Origin of the sequence: Polyangium mundeleinium, assembly GCF_028369105.1 — a bacterium.
GTDB classification, from domain to species: domain Bacteria; phylum Myxococcota_A; class Polyangia; order Polyangiales; family Polyangiaceae; genus Polyangium; species Polyangium mundeleinium.
In genome coordinates this window covers 1-18712 of sequence record NZ_JAQNDO010000002.1, presented here as the reverse complement: position 1 = coordinate 18712, position 18712 = coordinate 1, and the positions used below count along the sequence as shown (strand labels likewise).

General features: G+C 69.0%; 15 protein-coding genes and 1 pseudogene. 8 read left to right on the top strand and 8 right to left on the bottom strand.

The annotated features are described in order from the left end of the window. On the bottom strand, positions 1 to 610 hold a 610-nt coding region (locus tag POL67_RS52530; protein WP_271931271.1), incomplete at its 3' end, for an RNA polymerase sigma factor. A 661-nt stretch (positions 611 to 1271) separates the two neighbouring features. On the opposite strand from POL67_RS52530, the gene tssI reads away from it, so the two are divergent. Genes tssI through POL67_RS52515 form a run of 3 tightly spaced genes read left to right on the top strand, consistent with a single transcriptional unit; the run spans position 1272 to position 5825 of the window. Continuing rightward, positions 1272 to 3950 (top strand): type VI secretion system tip protein TssI/VgrG, encoded by a 2679-nt coding sequence (gene tssI, locus POL67_RS52525; protein WP_271931270.1) that lies wholly within the window; start codon positions 1272 to 1274, stop codon positions 3948 to 3950. Positions 3951 to 3968: 18 nt separating this feature from the next. After that, entirely contained in the window at positions 3969 to 4919 is a 951-nt protein-coding gene (locus tag POL67_RS54450; protein ID WP_373372442.1) for a type VI immunity family protein, read from the top strand. Between the two features lie 6 nt (positions 4920 to 4925). Next, a complete protein-coding gene (locus POL67_RS52515) occupies positions 4926 to 5825 on the top strand; it encodes a hypothetical protein (RefSeq protein ID WP_271931265.1) in 900 nt (299 codons plus the stop codon). A gap of 22 nt (positions 5826 to 5847) precedes the next feature. Here POL67_RS52515 and POL67_RS52510 read toward each other — a convergent pair whose 3' ends face one another. Then, entirely contained in the window at positions 5848 to 6084 is a 237-nt protein-coding gene (locus POL67_RS52510; RefSeq protein ID WP_271931264.1) for a hypothetical protein, read from the bottom strand. A gap of 452 nt (positions 6085 to 6536) precedes the next feature. Here POL67_RS52510 and POL67_RS52505 point away from each other — a divergent pair, with 452 nt between their 5' ends. The 3 genes from POL67_RS52505 (at position 6537) to POL67_RS52495 (ending at position 9269) form a co-directional block, all read left to right on the top strand. Then, positions 6537 to 6728 (top strand): hypothetical protein, encoded by a 192-nt coding sequence (locus POL67_RS52505; RefSeq protein WP_271931261.1) that lies wholly within the window; start codon positions 6537 to 6539, stop codon positions 6726 to 6728. Beyond that, positions 6725 to 7693, top strand: coding sequence for a site-specific integrase (locus POL67_RS52500; protein ID WP_271931258.1), 969 nt, complete (start codon positions 6725 to 6727; stop codon positions 7691 to 7693). Before POL67_RS52505 ends, POL67_RS52500 begins: the two co-directional genes overlap by 4 nt. 556 nt (positions 7694 to 8249) lie before the next feature. Next, on the top strand, positions 8250 to 9269 hold the full coding sequence (locus POL67_RS52495) for a hypothetical protein (RefSeq protein ID WP_271931256.1): 1020 nt from the start codon (positions 8250 to 8252) through the stop codon (positions 9267 to 9269). Between the two features lie 2504 nt (positions 9270 to 11773). Here the strand turns inward: POL67_RS52495 and POL67_RS52490 are convergent. Together POL67_RS52490 and POL67_RS52485 are read right to left on the bottom strand one after the other, a co-directional pair. After that, a complete protein-coding gene (locus POL67_RS52490; RefSeq protein WP_271931255.1) occupies positions 11774 to 13360 on the bottom strand; it encodes a hypothetical protein in 1587 nt (528 codons plus the stop codon). Positions 13361 to 14670: 1310 nt separating this feature from the next. After that, positions 14671 to 14886 (bottom strand): hypothetical protein, encoded by a 216-nt coding sequence (locus POL67_RS52485; protein ID WP_271931253.1) that lies wholly within the window; start codon positions 14884 to 14886, stop codon positions 14671 to 14673. A 56-nt stretch (positions 14887 to 14942) separates the two neighbouring features. Here POL67_RS52485 and POL67_RS52480 point away from each other — a divergent pair, with 56 nt between their 5' ends. Beyond that, complete coding sequence (locus POL67_RS52480) at positions 14943 to 15095, top strand: hypothetical protein (protein ID WP_271931251.1); 153 nt, start codon at positions 14943 to 14945, stop codon at positions 15093 to 15095. A gap of 302 nt (positions 15096 to 15397) precedes the next feature. Then, positions 15398 to 15628, top strand: a complete 231-nt coding sequence (locus tag POL67_RS52475; protein WP_271931247.1) for a hypothetical protein — start codon at positions 15398 to 15400, stop codon at positions 15626 to 15628. A gap of 503 nt (positions 15629 to 16131) precedes the next feature. Here the strand turns inward: POL67_RS52475 and POL67_RS52470 are convergent. From POL67_RS52470 to POL67_RS52455, 4 genes and pseudogenes are all read right to left on the bottom strand, one after another. After that, complete coding sequence (locus POL67_RS52470; protein WP_271931244.1) at positions 16132 to 17361, bottom strand: peptidase associated/transthyretin-like domain-containing protein; 1230 nt, start codon at positions 17359 to 17361, stop codon at positions 16132 to 16134. 71 nt (positions 17362 to 17432) lie between these two features. Beyond that, positions 17433 to 17759: a hypothetical protein gene (locus POL67_RS52465; protein WP_271931241.1), complete on the bottom strand. Its 327-nt coding sequence runs from the start codon at positions 17757 to 17759 to the stop codon at positions 17433 to 17435. An 18-nt stretch (positions 17760 to 17777) separates the two neighbouring features. Continuing rightward, a complete protein-coding gene (locus tag POL67_RS52460; RefSeq protein ID WP_271931238.1) occupies positions 17778 to 18059 on the bottom strand; it encodes a hypothetical protein in 282 nt (93 codons plus the stop codon). A 177-nt stretch (positions 18060 to 18236) separates the two neighbouring features. Further along, positions 18237 to 18712 (bottom strand): annotated as a pseudogene (locus POL67_RS52455) (hypothetical protein); the annotation flags it as partial.

Here is an 18712-nt window from a genome sequence, read left to right as displayed (position 1 = left end):
CGGACAAAATCGCGGCCATCGCGGCGCGGATCTCGGGGTCGATGACGAGCTCCCCCGGGAGGAGGAGCGCGCCGCGGCGCTTGTTGCGCTTGTGCTCGTCCCTCTTCGTCGCGAGCTGTGTGCAGGTCCGCCAGATCCGGGCCTGGACACTCGCTTCGGTGAGGCCCACGGCGCGCGCGATTTCGGCGTCCGTATGTCCGAGCACCTTGGACGCGATGACCAGGCGACGCGTGAACTCGTCCAGGGCGACGAAGGCATCGAGCAGCGTAAGCGCGGCCGACATGCGATCATCGAGGCTCTCGGCCGCCGCCAGGTGCTCGGGTTCGGTCGTGGGGTGCCGTCGGCTCGCGTCCAGCGCGGCGCGACGCCGGAAACGCTGGGCAATGCGGGCGGCAACCGTGAACAAGGCCAGGCGCGCTTCCCCCTGGCTCGTGGGAACCTGCTCGGGGTGCTCCTGGAGCTCCAGCCAGACCTCCTGCGAGGCGTCGGCCACGTCGCATGGGGGCACGCGGAGCCGCGAGAACCACCGCGGGAGCTCGGCGGCGTAGGCGCGGAAGAGGGCTTCGAACGACGCGCTGGGGGGGTCGGGGCTCGGTCCGGAGGTGGTCACATTCCCTTAGTCATGCAGGAGGGTGTTTCCAGACATGGCCCAGACGATTTTTTCTGATTCGAGATCCACCTTACAAATCACAGTCTGCACGGGAGCTTGTCTTGCCGGACCGTGCAGCAAGCACTCCACGAACAACTTCACAGTTTCTGTGCCGTCGATCCGCGTGGCAACGTCGGCGCATGCCCACCGGGGAAGCTTGGGCGTGTTCGGTGAGGTGAGCTGGTTCAACTCGCCGAACACGCCGCTTTGCAAGGCCCGAACAAACACTGACTTCGAGTCGCGCCTGATTCCGCGTTGACGCGAAGGGGGGTCGCAGCAAGTTGCTTGAGCAAGGGCAGACTGAGCTGCGCGCGGGTTTCGCGCGCTTTTGCTGCCTTCATGGGAGGACTGCGTCCATGGGTTCTGAACCCTCTTGGCTGGATTTCGTGCGTCTGATTTTGCCCTTCCTCATCGAGGTTATCCGCGCGGTTCGGGAGCTCGTCGCCCGCAAGCGCGAGAAGGTGCCCGCGCGCATCCTCGAACGATTTCCGCCCTGGTCGTCTCGCGCGAGCATGCAACGACGCGAAGGTTGGACGCGCCGCCCCCGTTGTTGACCCGCGTCCCGTGGGGCTCGTAGCCTCGAAGGTAGGCCCCACGCGGCCGAGGGAGGGGAAACCCTGGCATGGCGCGGATCGACCTTTGGATCCAAGGCGTAGACGCGCCCCTGTTTGTCCGAAGCATTCGCGTTCGGGAGGTCATGTCCTGCCCGTTCGAGGTCTCGATCGTCGCCCGGTCTCACGCGGCCGATCTCGATCTCGACGCGGCGGGCTGGGCCCCCGCCTCGGTGACGCTCGTCTCGGGGTGGTCCCTCGTCCTCGGCGGCGGGGCCCGCGCGTGGTCGGGCCTCGTGCAGCGCATCGAGCAGACCGCCGTGGAGCTCTCCGGGCTCTCGACGTATGAGATCCGCATCGTCCCGCGGCTCTCCCTGCTCACGCAGAACAGAGATTACCGAGTTTTTCAGCGGCAGACGGTCCCGGCGATCGCCAAGCGCCTCCTCGAGGACTGGTTTGTCGACCATGAATGGCGCCTAGATCCAGCGGCTTTCCCCGTGCTGGAGTACCGCGTCCAGTACGGGGAAAGCGACTTCGCCTTCCTCGCGCGGCTGTGCGAAGAGGCGGGGATCTCGTTTTTCTTCGAGCTACGCGACGGCCGCGGCTCGGTCCTCGTGCTTTGCGATGATCCCGCGGCGATCCCCGTCCGCCCCGGGCCGCCCCTGCCCTTCGAGGCCTCGCCCAACGAAGCGGCGGAAGCCGAGTACGTGACCGCGGTGTCTCTCCGCCGGGACGGCGCGCCCATGCGCGTCGTGCTGCGGGACGTCGACTTTCGCCGCCCCGGCTTCCCGCTCTACGGCGAGGCCGACCTACAAGAGCCGACCCCATCGGCCCGGTTCGAGCGTCGGCACTACGTCCCGGGGGCCTTCCGCGTGCACACGATGCATCCGCCCTCCCCAGGGGCCGCCACGGCGCCCACGAGGGGCGCGGGACGCCATGACCCGCGGGCGGGGCAAGAGCTCGCGGCGCGGCTCGTCCTCTCGGAGACCACCCAGACCCGCGCGGCGAGCTTCGAGACGAACGCCCTAGACCTCGCGCCGGGTGTCGTCGTCGCGATAGCAAACCACCCCCATCCGCTACTCGACCCGGACCGCGCGCCGCTCCTCGTGACCGAGTTCTCCATGGACGCCGAGCACGACGAGGAATGGCGCGCGAGGTGCCGCGCCGTCTGGACCGAGCACCCCTACAAGCCCCCGCAGAAGACGCCGCGCCCCGTCGTGCAGGGCCTCCAGAGCGCCGTGGTGCAGGGGCCGCGGGATCGCGAGGTCTTCACGGACGAACACGGACGCGTCAAGGTGCGGTTTTTCTGGGACAGCGAAGCGAAGGACGACGAGCAGACGTCATGCTGGATCCGCGTCTCGCAGGTCTGGACGGGCGCGGGATTCGGGATCTGGACGATCCCGCGTGTCGGTCAGGAGGTCCTTGTGGGTTTCCTCGAAGGGAACCCCGACGAGCCGATCGTGGTGGGGCACGTGCCGAACGCGCTCACGCCGCCCCCGTACCCGCTCCCCGGGCACCAAACGCGGACGGTGCTTCGCTCGAGGAGCACACCGGAGGGCGACGGGTTCAACGAGATCAGCTTCGAAGACCGCAAGGGCGACGAGCTCCTGTATCAGCGCGCCGAACGGGATCGCGAGACGTGGGTACGTCATGACGAGCGGGAGCTCGTCGGCGGTAGCCGCCAGCGCGCGGTGGGCGCGGACGAGCACATCGCGATCCGTGGGGACCGGCGCGAGCGGATCGACGGGAGCGAGCACCGCACGATCGGCGGGGACGAGCGCGCCGAGATCGGGGGTTCGGCGAGCTATGTCATTGATGGAGACGTAAATCTGGTCATCAATGGGCGTCTCGGCGTCCAGGTGGCCGGGGACGTGCACATCCTCGCGGGCCGCGAGGTGGTGGTCGAGGGGTCCGATGCGACGCTCCGCGGGGCCGGAGGGTTCGCGCGAGCGACGGGCGGGGGCCTGCTCGCGGCCCCGTTCGTGGAGAACGCGGGCGCGGCCGGCGTGGGGGGCGGGAGCTCGCCCATGCCGCCCTCGCCGCCCGTGCTCCCCGCGAGCTACGGGGTTCCGCCTCCCCGGCCGATCGTGCGGCTGCCCGTGCTGGGGTTCGGGCCGATCCAGGGGCAGAAGAGCGAGGAGGAGGTGATTTGCGGGGCGATTTGCATGTGCGAGAAGAACCCGGGCGGCGTGCGGAAGCAAGACTGCGTGGACAACCAGCTACGCGCTTATGATCGAGCCTTGGATTACCAGAGCACGATCAAACCGGAAGTGATCTACGATATGAGCCGGAACCCGCCCGTTCCCTTGATGAACGAAGAGGTGCCGACGAAGCCTTTCGGTCGGCCGCCTGCGGGTTCGCTCCGACCCGACGTGGTGATCGTGCATGATGGGTCCAGGCCACCGACCCCGGATAACATCAAGAAGATCATCGAGATCAAGTTCCCGCCGGAACCAGTAGATGATGAGCAGCTCAAGCGGTACCGGAAGATTGGCGGTGGCGTCCCCGTGGAGGCATGGACCCCGGACACCTGCGGGTGCCGTGATCGGCAGCCCGAACCCCAGCCTGTCCGGGTCTCCGCGGAGGACGCGGCGATTGCCGCCGCCCTGGCTGTTGCCCTGCTCATCCTCCTCCTCGATGACGCGACCGGCGTTGGCACAGCAGACGACGTCCTCATCCCGGTCGTGATCCGCGAACTAGCAAAACGCCTGGCGCCCGTCCTGGGGCCTGTGCTGCTGAAGGTCCCCTGAAAGAAGAGGGAGTCTCGAATGCACCTGGACGCAGACCTGAACGAACTCGAACGCCATCTTGTCATTCCAACCGCCGATGGGCGGCCAGGGTGCATCATCGGATGGTTGGCGACCGTCTACTTTGAAAAGCCTTGGACGAGGCCCGTCCGTGAGGCCGTTGCCGAGGCTGGGGAGCATTACATAGGGCAACTGCGAGATCACCTGGTATGGGCACGGCGGTCCGGAAGCACGTACTTGTATCGGATGGGCACGAAAAATGTGCGAATGCCGCGAGAATGGTTGCCCGACCGGGACGAGACAGAAGGGTGGTCCTGGGGCTTCCACGGAGGCGAAAAGGAGGATGATGCTTCACCGTTCCAAGTGTCAGCCATGGGCTCCCATCCCGTCGACAAGGATCTCGGGTACTTCCACGCCCGGCTGCCATTCTCCTGGTTTGCCCAGCATCCGGATACCACATTCGCCGACTTCGTCTTGCCCATGTGCAAACGGCTGCGTCCGCTGAGCGGGTACGCAGGTCTCGGCTTCCTCCTGCCGCTCACGGTGGAGGGCAAGATCCTTGGCGAACCCCTCGTCACACCGTTGGCGAGCCGCTTTCCTGGTCTGGAAGTCGACGACCCAGGCGGCGGCACCTTTAGCCTCCACGACGGCATCAAAGGGGTCAACTGGTTGACCATCCTCAGCGATCGATGGGTCGAGGCAGCCGGCGGGCGCGACTATCTGCGGATCCGCCTCGACGAACCCACGTTCCCCTTCTACCCCTACGATGGGGGCCTCATGATCCAGGCCGGACCCAAGCCGCAGATCGGCGACACCACCCGCGACCTCTGGCCCGAGCATTACGTGACGCTCCATAAGGTGTTGAAGAAGATCCAGATCAAGAAGTACGGCCGTTTCCACCTAGGCGGACCAGGTCCACGGATGGACCAGCCCGCGACGCTCGCCTGGCTGGTCCGGTTTGACGGAAAGTAGGCCTCGATGGGCAGGCACGACATCGAGGCCATCGTGGAGTGGTCGGTTGCGTCCTTGGATGAGGTAGCAGCCGCCGACCACCTCGACACGCGAGCCATATATTGTGCACTTTATCGGTATCAGGCTCGATACGACACCAACTATACCCATTTTCGGGTAATGAAGCAGCTTTTAACCGCCCGTTTCGAGTACGCCATTCCGGTGCACGAGCACCCAGATTATGCGCGTTGTGGGCTCAGGCTCGACACTGACTACAAGGGAGAAATCGGCCGGTTCGTGTACCGCGATCCGTGCAGGGAGTGGGACGCCGACGAGAACCCGAGCGTCGGCTATGTTCACACGGCCGACCTCTCCGAGGGCTTGCCCGTCGGTCGGTACGTGTACTTCGACGCGGGCGGCGAACTCTGGCGCAGGTTCGTCGAGGCCGGGAAGCTCGCGGGCCCTGATGCGGAGCCCCCGAAGGAGCTTTCGCTTGCCGAGGTGGCTGCCGAGATCGTGAGGGCCGCCGAGAAGAAGGGCGATCGCGAGCTCGTGCGCATGTGGCTCGCGGCCCTTTTTTGGGACATCGGCGATCGTGACCTCGAAGAGCTCAAGGGCGATCGGTTCGTCCGTGAGGTGCGAGCAGCCGCGAAGCGCGTGGATGCCCTCTCGGTGCCGTCCCGTCCGGAGCTTGAGTGGGGCTGCATGGCCCTCCCCGGTCCGGAGGACTCGTGGACGCCAAAGAGCGCGGCTTGGTGGTTCGACCTCGATGGGGATCCCTCTCTCCCGAGCGTCGAGCGGAAGATGCCCGTGCTCCTGTTCGGCGCTCCGCTGATGGTGGATCTCCGGTTGGCCGGGACGCTGGCCGTGGTGCTCGCCCTCCTGGCCGCTGGGTTGGTGGTCCTGCGACGGCGACGAACCGGCTAGCAGCCCCCGAAGGTCGAACCCCTCACGAGTAGTAGAAGACGAAGCCCGGGTACTCCGCCTCAAGCATAGCCTTCGCCGTATTCCATCTGTCCTTGTCCGCCGTCATCGACTCGGGCCAGTTGATCCCGATGTGGTTGCCGCCGCTGAGATCCGCCTGAACGACGATGCTTCCCTGGCGGCACCCGACGATCTCCGCGACGAGCTTGCGGATCGCGACCTGGTTACGCATGGGGTTCTTGCTCTTGGTCTGGTTCGGCATGGGCGTCTTGCTCCTTTCCTGCAAAGTAGGCACCCGCTAGAGGCGTTGCACCGGGTCGACCATCGCAGAACGCGTTGCTTGCGGACTTGCAAGCGAACGACTTGCGGCGCAAGTCACTTGCGCCTGCAAGTCCGCAAGCGCTTCGCACGTGGGCTAGCCCCTGATTCTCGATTCCGGTAAGGGAGGCTTTCCGGGAGCGAGAGCCCCCATCGAGGGACCATGAGCGGCGACACCACGAGCACGAGTAACGACACCACGAGACGACGCTACGGGGGCGGCTGTCGCGTGCGGTGGCAGGACGATGACGGTTCTTGGTATTGCGGAACCGTCGCGAACCACGGAGACAAGGGCGACACGATTGACGTCGAGACGCGGTGCCACGTCGGGCAGGACATCCGCTCGTTTCCCCCGTCGCGCGTTTGCCACGGCTGGGAGTGAAAGCGCCGGCCACGATGGAGACGCTCGACATCCACACGACCGAAGGCGCGGAAGCCTGGGGCGACATCGCCGGCCGGCGCCGAACGTTCATGGGGCGCGCTGACGCCGAGCTCGAGCACGTCGTGATGGACGGCGCCCGTAGGTTCGCCGCCGCTCGACGCGCACACTCTGCGGAGTTTCACCTGATGAGGCGTTCGCGGACATGACCGCGCTCGTGCGCGTCGCGCCGACGACGCTCCCCGCAGGCCTCGCCGGCGACGTCCAACGCGCGGCCGAGCATGCGGCGCATGCACGCTCGCCGAACACGCGCCGCGCGTACGCTCGCGCGTGGGAACGCTGGACGGCGTACGCGCACGAGCACGGCGCGCGAGAGCTCCCCGCCGCGCCCCTCGTCGTCGCGGCGTACCTCGCGCACCTCGACGCCGAAGGGCTCTCGCCGGCCTCGCTCGACGTCGCGCTGGCTGCGATCGTCGACCAGCACCGCGCCGCGCGTCTTCCTTTGCCCACCAACGATCCCGCCGTGCGGGACGTGCGCGCGGGCATCCGTGCTCGGCGCGGTACACGTCCGCGGAGCAAGGCTGCGCTCTCGCCGGCCGAGCTGCAGGAGATGATCGACGCGTTGCCGCCCGACATCGGCGGCACGCGCGATCGAGCTCTACTCCTCGTGGGGTTCAGCGCAGCGCTGCGACGGTCGGAGCTCGTCGCGCTGCTCGTCGAGCACGTCGCATGGCATGCGCGCGGAGTGGCGGTGCTCGTCGCGCGGAGCAAGAGCGACCAGGAGGGCGCGGGCGTCGAGATCCCGATCCACGCTGCGCCCGGCCGGCTCTGCCCTGTCGTCGCGCTGCGGGCCTGGCTCGACGCTGCGGTGATCACGTCCGGCCCCGTGTTCCGCAGCGTGGACCGCTGGGGCCGCGTCGGTCGCGCAGCCCTCAGCGCGGCCGCTGTGGCAAAGACAATCAAGCGCGCCGCGGCACGCGTCGGGCTCGACGTGCACGAGCTCGCGGGGCACTCGCTCCGCGCTGGGTTCGCGACGACGGCCGCGAGCCAGGGCGCGAACATGGCCGAGATCGGACGCATCACGAGGCACGCGAGCGAGGGGATGATCCGCAAGTACATCCGGGCCGGGACGCTGTTCGATCGCGATCCTCTCCGCGGTGTGCTCGTGCGGTAGCGTCACTCGACGCTCTGCGCGCTCTCGCGGCTCGCATGCGAGTAGCGCCATCCGCGCCTTGCGAGCCGCCTCGCGGTTGTGTTGTCACGCATGTCTCGCGGGCGTGTGTCTCGCGAGACATGCGCCCGCGAGACATGCGTGACAAGACACACACGCGCCGCGAGGGCTGCGCCGTGCGCCCGACGAGCGCGACTTACGATAAGTTTCGCGGCGCGCGGGCCCCATTGTGCTGAGCGGTCCACTGTGCCGCGACACACGCGTGCGCGTCGAGCGGGCCGCTTGGCGTAAGCGGTCCGGTCCGCTGGCCGTTGCGAAGGTCATCAAGCGCGCCGCGGCTCGCGTCGGGCTCGACCCGCGCGAGCTCGCCGGGCACTCGCGCCGCGGTGGACGCCTTCGACTTAGGCTAAGCGGAGAGCCTCGCCCCCGGAGGGACCTAGTACCCCTCGCCGTTCAACCACACAGCCAGACGCTTGCGGGCATCGTCTGACAAGCCATGCCCAGATGCGAAGCGGCTGATCTGCGACTGCGACACAGCCAGCGCGGAAGCGATCCGGCGTTGCGACTTGCCCGCGGCAACCGCGACTTTGAGGCCGGCGCGGAGTCCGGCAACATCTTCCGCGGTCCGCCGCGGCTTGTCCGCGGCTCGTCGCGGCTTCTTGGGCTTCCGTGCCTGCGCGACGTGCTGGGGCGCCTCGACGGGCGCGAGCTCGGATGCCGAGGCCTCGTCGACGTGCGCGACGTGCTGGGGCGCCTCGACGGGCGCGAGCTCGGATGCCGAGGCCTCGTCGACGTGCGCGACGTGCTGGGGCGCCTCGACGGGCGCGAGCTCGGATGCCGAGGCCTCGTCGACGTGCGCGACGTGCTGGGGCGCCTCGACGGGCGCGAGCTCGGATGCCGAGGCCTCGTCGACGTGCGCGACGTGCTGGGGCGCCTCGACGGGCGCGAGCTCGGATGCCGAGGCCTCGTCGACGTGCGCGACGTGCTGGGGCGCCTCGACGGGTGCGAACTCGGCCCCGGCCTCGACGTGCTCGACGTGCTGGGGCGCCTCGACGGGCGCGAGCTCGGATGCCGAGGCCTCGTCGACGTGCTCGACGTGCTGGGGCGCCTCGACGGGTGCGAACTCGGCCCCGGCCTCGACGTGCTCGACGTGCTGGGGCGCCTCGACGGGCGCGAACTCGGATGCCGAGGCCTCGTCGACGTGCGCGACGTGCTGGGGTGCCTCGACGGGCGCGAACTCGGCCCCGGCCTCGACGTGCTCGACGTGCTGGGGCGCCTCGACGGGCGCGAGCTCGGATGCCGAGGCCTCGTCGACATGCGCGACGTGCTGGGGTGCCTCGACGGGCGCGAGCTCGGCCCCGGCCTCGACGCTTCGCCCTGGCGGGTAGGGGGCGAGGCCGAGGCGCGCGCACGCGCGACGGGCGGCCGCCCGTTCGAACTCCGATACGCGGGGGGCCTCGTCGACGTGCGCGACGTGCTGGAGCGCCTCGACGGGTGCGAGTTGCGCGCGTGCCGTCTCTCTCTCGCGCGCCAGTGCCGTAGCAAACCCTTCGGGGTCTGCGGCGCGCCATGGTGCTAGCTGCCATTCGAGCACGGCGAACGCGAGCAGCAGCGCGGCCCGGTCTTCGCGGTCCGTAACGGATGGCGTGCCCGCCCGGCCTAGGGGTGCCGCCTCGACGCGTACGGCTGGCGTACGGGTAGAGCTCGCATCTCCGGGGGCTGCAAACAGTGAGCCCTGTGCTCTGGCCGCGGGCGTCCCCTGGCGGTGCGCTCGCGCCTTGCACGCCCCCGAGCAAAAGCGCGCGTCCGCCCGTGCGGCGCGGAACGTCTTCCCGCAGTTTGGGCCCTGGCAAGCGACCTCATGCACCATATCCCGTATGCGTACCCGTACGCAGGTCCGGCGACAAGTACCCGTACGCGTACCCGTACGGCATCAAGGCCCTAGCTCACGAGCTCCCGGCCCCGACGGGGCAGCCGTACGGCTAGCCGTACGCGTACGGGCCGAGCTGCCCCCCCTCGCCCGCTGGCGTCGAGGCCGTTGAGCGCCCGAGGAGCCTCCAGCCCCGACGGGGCAGCCGTACGGCTAGCCGTACGCGTACGGGCCGAGCTGCCCCCCCTCGCCCGCTGGCGTCGAGGCCGTTGAGCGCCCGAGGAGCCTCCAGCCCCGACGGGGCAGCCGTACGGCTAGCCGTACGCGTACGGGCCGAGCTGCCACCCTCGCCCGCTGGCGTCGAGGCCGTCGAGCGCCCGAGGAGCCTCCAGCCCCGACGGGGCAGCCGTACGGCTAGCCGTACGCGTACGGGCCGAGCTGCCCCCCCTCGCCCGCTGGCGTCGAGGCCGTCGAGCGCCCGAGGAGCCTCCAGCCCCGACGGGGCAGCCGTACGGCTAGCCGTACGCGTACGGGCCGAGCTGCCCCCCCTCGCCCGCTGGCGTCGAGGCCGTTGAGCTCCCGAGGAGCCCCCGGCCCCGACGGGGCAGCCGTACGGCTAGCCGTACGCGTACGGGCCGAGCTGCCACCCTCGCCCGCTGGCGTCGAGGCCGTCGAGCGCCCGAGGAGCCTCCAGCCCCGACGGGGCAGCCGTACGGCTAGCCGTACGCGTACGGGCCGAGCTGCCACCCTCGCCCGCTGGCGTCGAGGCCGTCGAGCGCCCGAGGAGCCTCCAGCCCCGACGGGGCAGCCGTACGGCTAGCCGTACGCGTACGGGCCGAGCTGCCACCCTCGCCCGCTGGCGTCGAGGCCGTTGAGTTCCCGAGGAGCCCCCGGCCCCCGACAGGCGGCGTGGCCGGAGTGTTCTCCGGTCCGGAGAACACTCCTCCCCGAGCACCCGAAAGGCCCCCAGAAGGGCCCCAAGAACCGGCCTAGAAACCAGCTCTGAACGCCAGCCGCGTCTCGACGCCTTCGTGGCTCCCCCGGCCGGTCACCGGAGCCCCCGAGTCTGGCTAGCCAGGATACAATACGCGAGCCGGTCACCCACGTGGATGACCGGGTATGCCGGACGCTTCGTAACTGCACGAAACCACCAGCGAAAGTTGGTGTTTCGACCGGCGATCGGCACGTGTATCCTGATTCAGGATACGCCCCCCTCCGGGCACGGGGGACGCGCCCGCGGGGGCCCCTCGCGGCAAGCTCCAACGGCAAGCGCACGGCAAGCCGAACTCCCGCCCGGCCTCGAAGCTCGCCCCGAGCTTCCCGCGCCCGGAGGGTTTCCGTCACGAACCGTTTCTAGCTCCGCGGCCGAATGCCCGTAGTTGCTGCGCCCGATGGCGTCCGGAGGGATTGGTTGCGACGGTGGGTAATCTAATTCCGCCGTCCTGGCGCCGCATGACGCTCCGCGGACAGACCCACAAAAGCCACTCCACGTGTGCAAATTTTGCCGACGGACCCCTTGTTTCGTAGGGTCGAGCCCGAGCAGATCCGCAAAATCGATCCACTTTTTGCCCTGCTCGGACGTGCGAACAGGCTAGTTCGTATTCTGCGCTACGCGTTTGGGCCCGTTCGAGGGCGACCGAGCGCACAAATGCCGCTCGGCTCTCCGCGGACAGACCGCAAAAACGCCTCGTTTGAGCCATGGAACCCGAGGCGGACCCCTTGTTTCGCCGCGTCGGGGGCCATGCAGGGTCCACAAAACGATCCACTTTTCGCTTCCTGGGAGCCATGCGCCGGGCCTCGCCGAGGTTTCACGGTGTAGGATAGCGGTTGCCCCCTCACATTTGGGCCCCGCGCAAGCCTCGTGCCCACCGCGGACAAACCGCGAAATTGCCGCGTTTGAGCCATGGAGCCCGAGGTGGACCCCTTGTTTCGTCGTCTCACCGAGCCGCTCGGGTCCACTCAACGATCCACTTTTCGCCTCCCCCGCCCCACTCCCTGCGCCTCCCGGATGTTTCACGGAGAGCCAGGCCACAAAACGGGCGGTTTCTTACTCTCCACGCCTGCTCGTCGCGAGCCATGGCTTTCCATGGAAAAGCCATGCAAAAAGCCATGGCTCGCGAGTGGCCCCCGCCGTCCTGGAAACGCCTGGGTTCCGCCTGGCCGTGGCCTGGCGGGGGCGCCTGACGAGGGAGGGGTTTCGTCAAACGAAATTCCTACTCGGGCGGGGGCTCGCCTTCCGTCAGCTCGTTGCCGTCGACCTCGGCCGAAGGTCTCCCGAGGAAGTGCCGAATCCGGGCCGGAAAGACCGGCGCCGCTCCCCAGCCTCGGCCCCCTCGGGCGAGAGGCCGCCAAGGGCCCGGGGTGGCGTCGAGGCGCCCGGGGGCGGGGGACCGCTCGCCCCCCGGATGCGCGGGCGCGTCCTGGTGCCCGTCCTGAGCCCGCGCGGGCCCATCGGCGGGGGCCTCGAACCGGGCCGCCCATTCGGCCGCCGTTTGCGGGCGGCGCGGCGCGGGCCTCGCGTCGAGCTCGGCGCCGTGGGGGACGAGTTGCGGGAGCTCGGGGCCCGCGGCGGCGGGGGGAGCGTCTTCAGCGAGACGCTCTGGCTCGGCGGAGTCCACGCGCACCGACGAGGTAGGACGCGGGATCGGGGTGTCGAGGGGGCCCGCCGGGGCTCGCCGGATCTGCTCCATCGCGGCTCGTCGGGCCGCCTCTCGCTCTTCCCACGTTGCGACGCGCTCTGGCTCTTTCGGCTTCGCTGGGGCCGCGCGGCGCGGTGAAAGCTCGGCCGACACAAGGGCCTCGGCTTCACCGATGCGCCCTTCGAGCTCGGCGCAGAGCAGCCGCAACGGGTGCCGCTCGTCGCGGAGGTAGTTGCTTTTCCCTGGGCGATCGAGCCAGAGCGCGAGGGTGCGATCGGCGAGCGCGCGGAGCACGTCACCGGGCGCGGGGTCGGCTCCTCGAGCTCGTAGCTTGGCCTCGACGGTCCGGGCCACGGCGGCGAGGTGCTCGCCGGCCTCGCTCGGGTCGGACCGCTTGAGCCCGCGAGGCGAGCGCGGCGCGACGCCGTAGACGCGGGCGAAGTGCTTCCGGTGGGCGCTGACGATGGCCTCCCAGGCCTCCCGCCACGACTCGCCCCCCTCTTCCGGGGAAGAGCTGACCGAAATGTGTGTGCTGCGCCCCTCGGGGGCGCCGTCTGCTCTCTCCGTTTCTTTCACAAGATCCGGAGGAGGAGTTTGTTTGTCTCCACTTCTGGGTAGCCACCCCTCGCAGCCCGAAGTGGTAGGGAGGGGGGTGCGCGAAACCGCTTGGTTTCCCGCTTCGATCGGCGCCGCGGTGTCGGGAGCGGGTTCGGGAGCGAGCGCGGGGGCGGGAGCAGAACCGGCGAGCTCGGGGAGCTCGGCGCGGGCCTCGGGGCGGGGAGATCGGCCGGGCGAGGTGTGGCGCGGGCCGGGACGCGGGGGACGCTGCGGCCTGGTCGCGCGGAGGCCTGGCCCACCTTGCCCGAAGGTCTCGGCGGCCGGCTGCCCGTACCCGTCGAGGAGGGTGAAAAGGTACGTCGCGGTCCCGTCGGGGTCCGCGTGCTCGGGCATGCGCCACCCCGGGAGCGCTTGCACGAGCTCACCCCAAGTCATCGGCTCGATGCGCAGCCAGGTCCCCTGCTCGTGCAGGTGGTGAACGGCGCGCCGAACCGTCTTGATGTCGCCGCGCGAGCGCCGCGCGAGCTCCGCCATGCTGATGGAGGTTTGCCCGCGCACGTTCGCGATCCGGGCGAGCGCCGAGAGCACGTGCGCGCGGGACATGCGCCGCGGCCCGATCCGCGAATAGAGCCGCTGGAAATAGCCCTTTTTCCAGGCCGTCCCGGGTTCGGGGGGAGGCGGGTTAGGAGGGGCCTCGCCCTGGGTGGGATGGCCTACGTGCTCGTGACGTACAACGCATGCAGAACCTCGACCCGCGAGGCTCGCCCGTGTTAAATCCATGGCTGTTCGTTGAGCGCGTCGTTTCGGGGTCTGATTGGCGTCTGACCCGGAGCGGCGCGCTTGGTTTTTTGTGCGCCCTGGGGGCGCACAGTTGCCGTTTCCCTTGCTCGGCGCGGGACCAGCCCGAACCGAACGCACGTCCAGGGAACACCGTTTCAGGGCCCGAGATCAAGGGCGATCTGCGTTTCGACTGACCGAGGCAAACCCGGTGGTTAAGCGCATACAGGCGCATACGCGCGTTTCCTCGGCAGAACGTGGGGGTGCTGGTAACCGCCGTTGGTTCGCGCATACAGAGCGACGAACCGCGGGCCTCGACGTCATACGAGAAGGACGAACCCCCGTGCAGAACTTGGCCCCGCGAGCTGCGCGCGTGCATCCACGGGGGCGCATGGAGCGCAGAAAGCCCTACAAACAGCGGCCGAAAGTGACTCGACCGTGCGCGGGTCAGTGCGGGGCAACCATCGAAGTCGCGCCGCATCGTGACGGTGAGGGATGGTGCTCGACGTGTCGCGTGCGTCGTCATCGCGGGCGAAGTGTTGCGCCGGGCGCGTGCTGTGCGGTGTGCAGCGAGGCGGATCCGGTCGTGCTCGCGCCGCACTCCCTCGCAGACGGGACGGCGATCCTGTGCTGCAACGACGCAGCGCGCGCGCGTCGCCGTCGAGGTCTCACACTCGATGAGCTGCGCCGCGAGCTCACGGCGCGGAGCACGCGCCCTGCGGTCGCTGCCTAGCGTTGTTCTCGCGCACGCGGCGCGCGGGGCCGTGGCCAACGGATGGCCAAGAGCTTCTTCGTCCCTTCTCGTTGGCCAGCGCGAAACCCTACCAAACACGATGGTTCGTCGTGCTGGTCCTCCCCAACCGATTCACCCCCCGAGGGGGAATCGTCACGATCACAAGCCGCTGTTTCGCGGAAAATCCGCTGGGCCGTGGGGTGGTTGGGACCTCGCGACCCGAACCCGTTGCCAACGGATGGCCAACGCGGAGCGGGCTCCGGGGACGTGCAACGATGCCGCACGGGCGCGCCGTCGGCGAGGCATCACGCGCGAGTTCGCGGCGCGGAGCACCCGTCCCGCGGTCGGCGTCGTTCTCGCGTTTCACCTGTAACGTTTCCCGTGAAACGAGCCGCGCTAGCTTCTACGGGATGAAGACCTCGCGCTCGGTGCCGTCGTGACTTCGCAGAACGATCTTGTCTCCACGTTCGCGGGCAGCCGTCAGCAGCACGTCATACGCGGCGAGCGCTCGCCGTACGACCTCCGTGAGGCTGTCGGCCCCGTTCATCGCTCGGAGTTCTTCGAGCCGCACGCGGACCCGTTCGGGCAACTCCAGTTCAAGGCGTACGGAGCCGTTCATGGCTTCACGAGTCCGGCGCTCGGCAGCAGAACGTGACCGCGTGCTCGGGGTTCGGGATGACGGCGCCCGTAGGCTCTCCGCCGCTCGGCGCGCACGTGCCGGGGATGTACTCGGGCGGCGTGATCTCCTTGCTGCCGATCGCGATGCCAGGGAGCGCAACGTTCGTGCACTGCTCATCGAGCGAGAACGATGAGATCGGGTCGTCGTAGATGAGCTTCGAACACGCGCCGTCCTCGAACGTGCGGACGTGCGTGAGGCATCCCCCGCCGACAGGTGCGCCGCACTCGCACGCCGTACATGCGCGGCCGATCGCGCGATCGCGCCCGCCGTGTCATCGTCGTAGGCGACGAACTCCTTGGCGTTCCAAGGTGCGGGACACGCATGGATGCCGGCGAGTGAGACGCAGTGCGCGAACCCTCCGGGGAGCGGGGCCAAGGTCCGCACGCACGCTTCTTTCGGGTCCTCGCACGTCGGGAGGTAGCAAGAGATCGCGTGTGTCTTCCAGGTCCACGTGGGTCCGCTCATCGAGGGCGTTCCCACGTGGGGTGGCTTCTCGGCGGGGATGACGACGGGCTCGCAAACCTCGTCCACCGGGGGGCCGAGCGGCGAGACGGCGATCGACTGCGCGCAGAGCTTGCCGCTTCCGGCAGGGCACTCGGCACCCGCGGGGATCGCGTTCGTCGAGGTGCAGGAGCCGTCCCAGTCCGCGGGGCCTCCGAAGGGGAGCGCCGTCCCCTGCTGATTGCACACGGCGGCGCGGACCTCGATGGACTCCGGAAGCGTCGTGCAGGTGCCCGTCGGCTCCTTGCATCCGCAGGCCTCGCACGTCCCGTACTCCCACGCGAGATCGGCAAAGGCGCGCGTCCGGAAACCCAAGTCCATGTTCTCGGGGCAGAACAGGGGCGCCTCGCCCGAGTCGCCGATCCAGACGGCGCGCGGTTCGTTCCATCCGTCGGGGCCTCGCGGGATGCACGGGCCCGTGCATCCGATGGCCGACGTCCCGCCCTCTCCGTCGCCCGCGTCCGTGCCTGCATCCCAATCCGGGGGCACACAGCTACCGTCTTCGAGGCACAGGTAGTTGTCGGGACACGGCAGCGTCACCGGGTTGCACGGAAACACCGTGGGGTCATCACCGCATCCCTCGACAGACAGAGCCGCCACGACCCCAAGCAGAGTGCAGAAAACGAGCACGAAAGAGCGCTGGAGATGCATACGCAAAGACGGTACTCCCGCGACAAACCCGAGTCAACGCACGGCTGCCGCTACGCTGAGACCGGCCAGTAAAGGGTGACTGCCCCATAACGTCCGTTCGCCGCGCGAGCCACCGAGACTGATCGAGTAACTGCTTACGAGCACCACGGCATCAAGCGACACCCGCAGATCAACGGGTCCAACGGTTCTCGCGGCCATCCCACCGGCGCCGAACCCAACGAAGGGGAGCCACTGCGACAACTCCGGGTTGCGCACGGACCTGTTGAGGGCGCCGGCACTCGCGAGCAGGCAGCCAGAAAAGCCCCGTATGGTGCCGCAAAGGCCCGGCCAGGCGCCGACGAGCGCGCCACGGATGGCTGCACCTTCGATGCCCCGAGGGGACAGCGCGCCGCGCAGGTCAATCCGCCACGAGAAAACCTCACGTACCGGCGATTCCAGAGACGCGACCAGGCCGAACGCTGGCAACGGGGAGAGCGCGCCATAAACCATCGTCGCGCCGAAGGCCGGAGTCCATCGGCGCGGGGGCGAGCTCGGGGAGCTAGGCGGCAACGAGGCGGCCGGCGAGCTCGGGGCCGCGGCCGAGCTGCCAGGCATCGAGGGGGCGGGGAAGGGCGGGGGGCTCGGGGCCGCGGTCGGCGAGCTTTGGGAGCTCGCCGAGCTCGGTCCGGGCGGCGGGTTTGGCACGAGCTCCAGCGGCACGCGCTCGCGGCCGCCCTTGGGCGCCTCGATCGTCTTCACGGCGTCCCTGTACCCGGGCAGGCTCGCGCGGATGTCGTGCCGTCCGGGCATGACGAACGCGTAAAAGTCGTTCCGCTTCAGGGACGCGGGCTCTAGTTCGCCGTCGATCCGCACCTCGGCCCCAAGGTGCGAGACGTTGATGTCGAGACGGCACACGAGGGGCCGCGTGCGCAAGAAGGCCTCGACGATCTCCTTTCGCTCGCCCGGGGGCATGTCGTGGCCATCGACGACGGCCAAGAGCAGAAGGCCCACCGCTTCGGCCGTCGCGCCGCCCTCGAGCGCGATGAGCCCGAGACGGCCGCGGAGGCGAGCGTCCTCGCGTATCCGTAGCGCTTCGCTGTACGCGCTGACGGCCTCGGAGAGCTTGCCCGCGGCGCGGGCCTGGTCGCCCTTGCGCTCGAGCTCGGCGAAGCGCGCGGCCTGGTCGAGGCGCGTCGAGGTCCCGGGCGCATCGTCGGCGCGCGCGAGGCCGGCGACGAGCACGAGGACCAGGACGAGCACGAGCCGCGCGAGGCGAAGGAGCATCGAGCGCGATCGTATCCAGCGCATCGCCGTGCGCGTAGGGTTAGCGTTGCGAGTTCGGCCCTCGCGGGTTGTCAACGCTGCCCCTCTGCATAACGCCGCGCCAACTCCGGATCGGGCTCCTCACCTAGGTTTACGACGAGCCGCCGGTACTCCTCGAACATCAGCGCGATGGCCTCTTGCAAGGTTGGAACGACCTTGAAGGGGTACAGCACGTACCGGCAGAACCCCATGAACCTTTCATGGCCCTTCACGTGACCGATACGACGCCCAAAGCAGAACACGAGGAGTAATCCGTCCTTCGCGCGTGCTCGCACGTGGCCGATCCGCTGGCCTTCGGTAAAGACGTCCCAGCTTTTCCCATACGGTCGCAGTTCAACCGCCATTTTATTCGTCGGCATTGACAGACCCCTGCGGGCTCATCGCCGTAATATGGCCTGTGTCGCGTTGAACGCCTGCCGGTTGATCTCCTCCCAAACCTCCGCGGCTTCCTCGTCGCTCAACCGGTACCCGATAAACTGCTTTCGTCCGTCCGTGGCCCCAGGCTTGAAACTCTCTCCAGTAACGTACAGATGGCCGTCACTGCCCGTGGCATACTCCGTCGCGAGCGCTTGCATGCGCGGAGTCTTGGGCCCGTCGCCCGTGTCATTGTCGGGGGTCGTCTCGAGGGCCTCGGTCGTAGGTTCGTTGTTGGTCTGCATGGCATCATCCCCTCTGCGCGCGTAATGGTCGCGCCGGCAAAGGGCTTCACGGTCGCACTCTGGAGGTTATTGCCCATGCGCCCCACGAAGCCCTTTGCCCGCGTGTCCATCCGCATCGAGGCCCGACCGCGGCGCGAAAACTCGCCCAGGGCGCCGCGGTCGGGCTCGACGCAAGCCCTACTCCTCCTGCGATCCGTGCGGCAACGCGGGGCCCAAGAGCCGGAGCCGTTGCCGCGTCTCGTCGTCGAGCTTGCCGCGGGCCGCCGCTCCTCCCCCTCCCTTCGCGGCCGAGCTCGGTGAACTCCGAGCACGCGGGGCCGGGGGTGGCTCGCTCGCGGCCGAGCTCGAAAAGTTCGCGGGGCTCGGCTCACTCGTCGCGGGGCCCCTCACCGGCGGCACTTCGAGGCCCGCGCGAGCCAGCGCGGGGTGGTCGTGGGCCCCCAGGAACAGAACGACCAGCACAGTGACCGCCGGGCCGAACACGAGGACCACGACCAGGGCCACGGCCGCGGCCGGACTCGCGACCAGCCAGGGCAAGGCGGGAGCCGTCGGCAACGTCGGGGGGTGCTGGGGTGGCGGAGGCGGGGGCGGAGGGGGCGGAGGCCCCTCGCCAGGTCCCCCGGGCCCGCCGAACGAGGGCAAACGGCCCTCCA

Excerpts from the sequence above, each read along its gene's own strand:
- tssI (WP_271931270.1), top strand. The coding sequence starts at position 1,272 with ATGGCGCGGATCGACCTTTGGATCCAAGGCGTAGACGCGCCCCTGTTT.
- POL67_RS54450 (WP_373372442.1), top strand. The coding sequence starts at position 3,969 with ATGCACCTGGACGCAGACCTGAACGAACTCGAACGCCATCTTGTCATT.
- POL67_RS52515 (WP_271931265.1), top strand. The coding sequence starts at position 4,926 with ATGGGCAGGCACGACATCGAGGCCATCGTGGAGTGGTCGGTTGCGTCC.
- POL67_RS52510 (WP_271931264.1), bottom strand. The coding sequence starts at position 6,084 with ATGCCGAACCAGACCAAGAGCAAGAACCCCATGCGTAACCAGGTCGCG.
- POL67_RS52505 (WP_271931261.1), top strand. The coding sequence starts at position 6,537 with ATGGAGACGCTCGACATCCACACGACCGAAGGCGCGGAAGCCTGGGGC.
- POL67_RS52500 (WP_271931258.1), top strand. The coding sequence starts at position 6,725 with ATGACCGCGCTCGTGCGCGTCGCGCCGACGACGCTCCCCGCAGGCCTC.
- POL67_RS52490 (WP_271931255.1), bottom strand. The coding sequence starts at position 13,360 with ATGTCCCGCGCGCACGTGCTCTCGGCGCTCGCCCGGATCGCGAACGTG.
- POL67_RS52485 (WP_271931253.1), bottom strand. The coding sequence starts at position 14,886 with ATGAACGGCTCCGTACGCCTTGAACTGGAGTTGCCCGAACGGGTCCGC.
- POL67_RS52480 (WP_271931251.1), top strand. The coding sequence starts at position 14,943 with ATGACGGCGCCCGTAGGCTCTCCGCCGCTCGGCGCGCACGTGCCGGGG.
- POL67_RS52470 (WP_271931244.1), bottom strand. The coding sequence starts at position 17,361 with ATGCTCCTTCGCCTCGCGCGGCTCGTGCTCGTCCTGGTCCTCGTGCTC.
- POL67_RS52465 (WP_271931241.1), bottom strand. The coding sequence starts at position 17,759 with ATGCCGACGAATAAAATGGCGGTTGAACTGCGACCGTATGGGAAAAGC.
- POL67_RS52460 (WP_271931238.1), bottom strand. The coding sequence starts at position 18,059 with ATGCAGACCAACAACGAACCTACGACCGAGGCCCTCGAGACGACCCCC.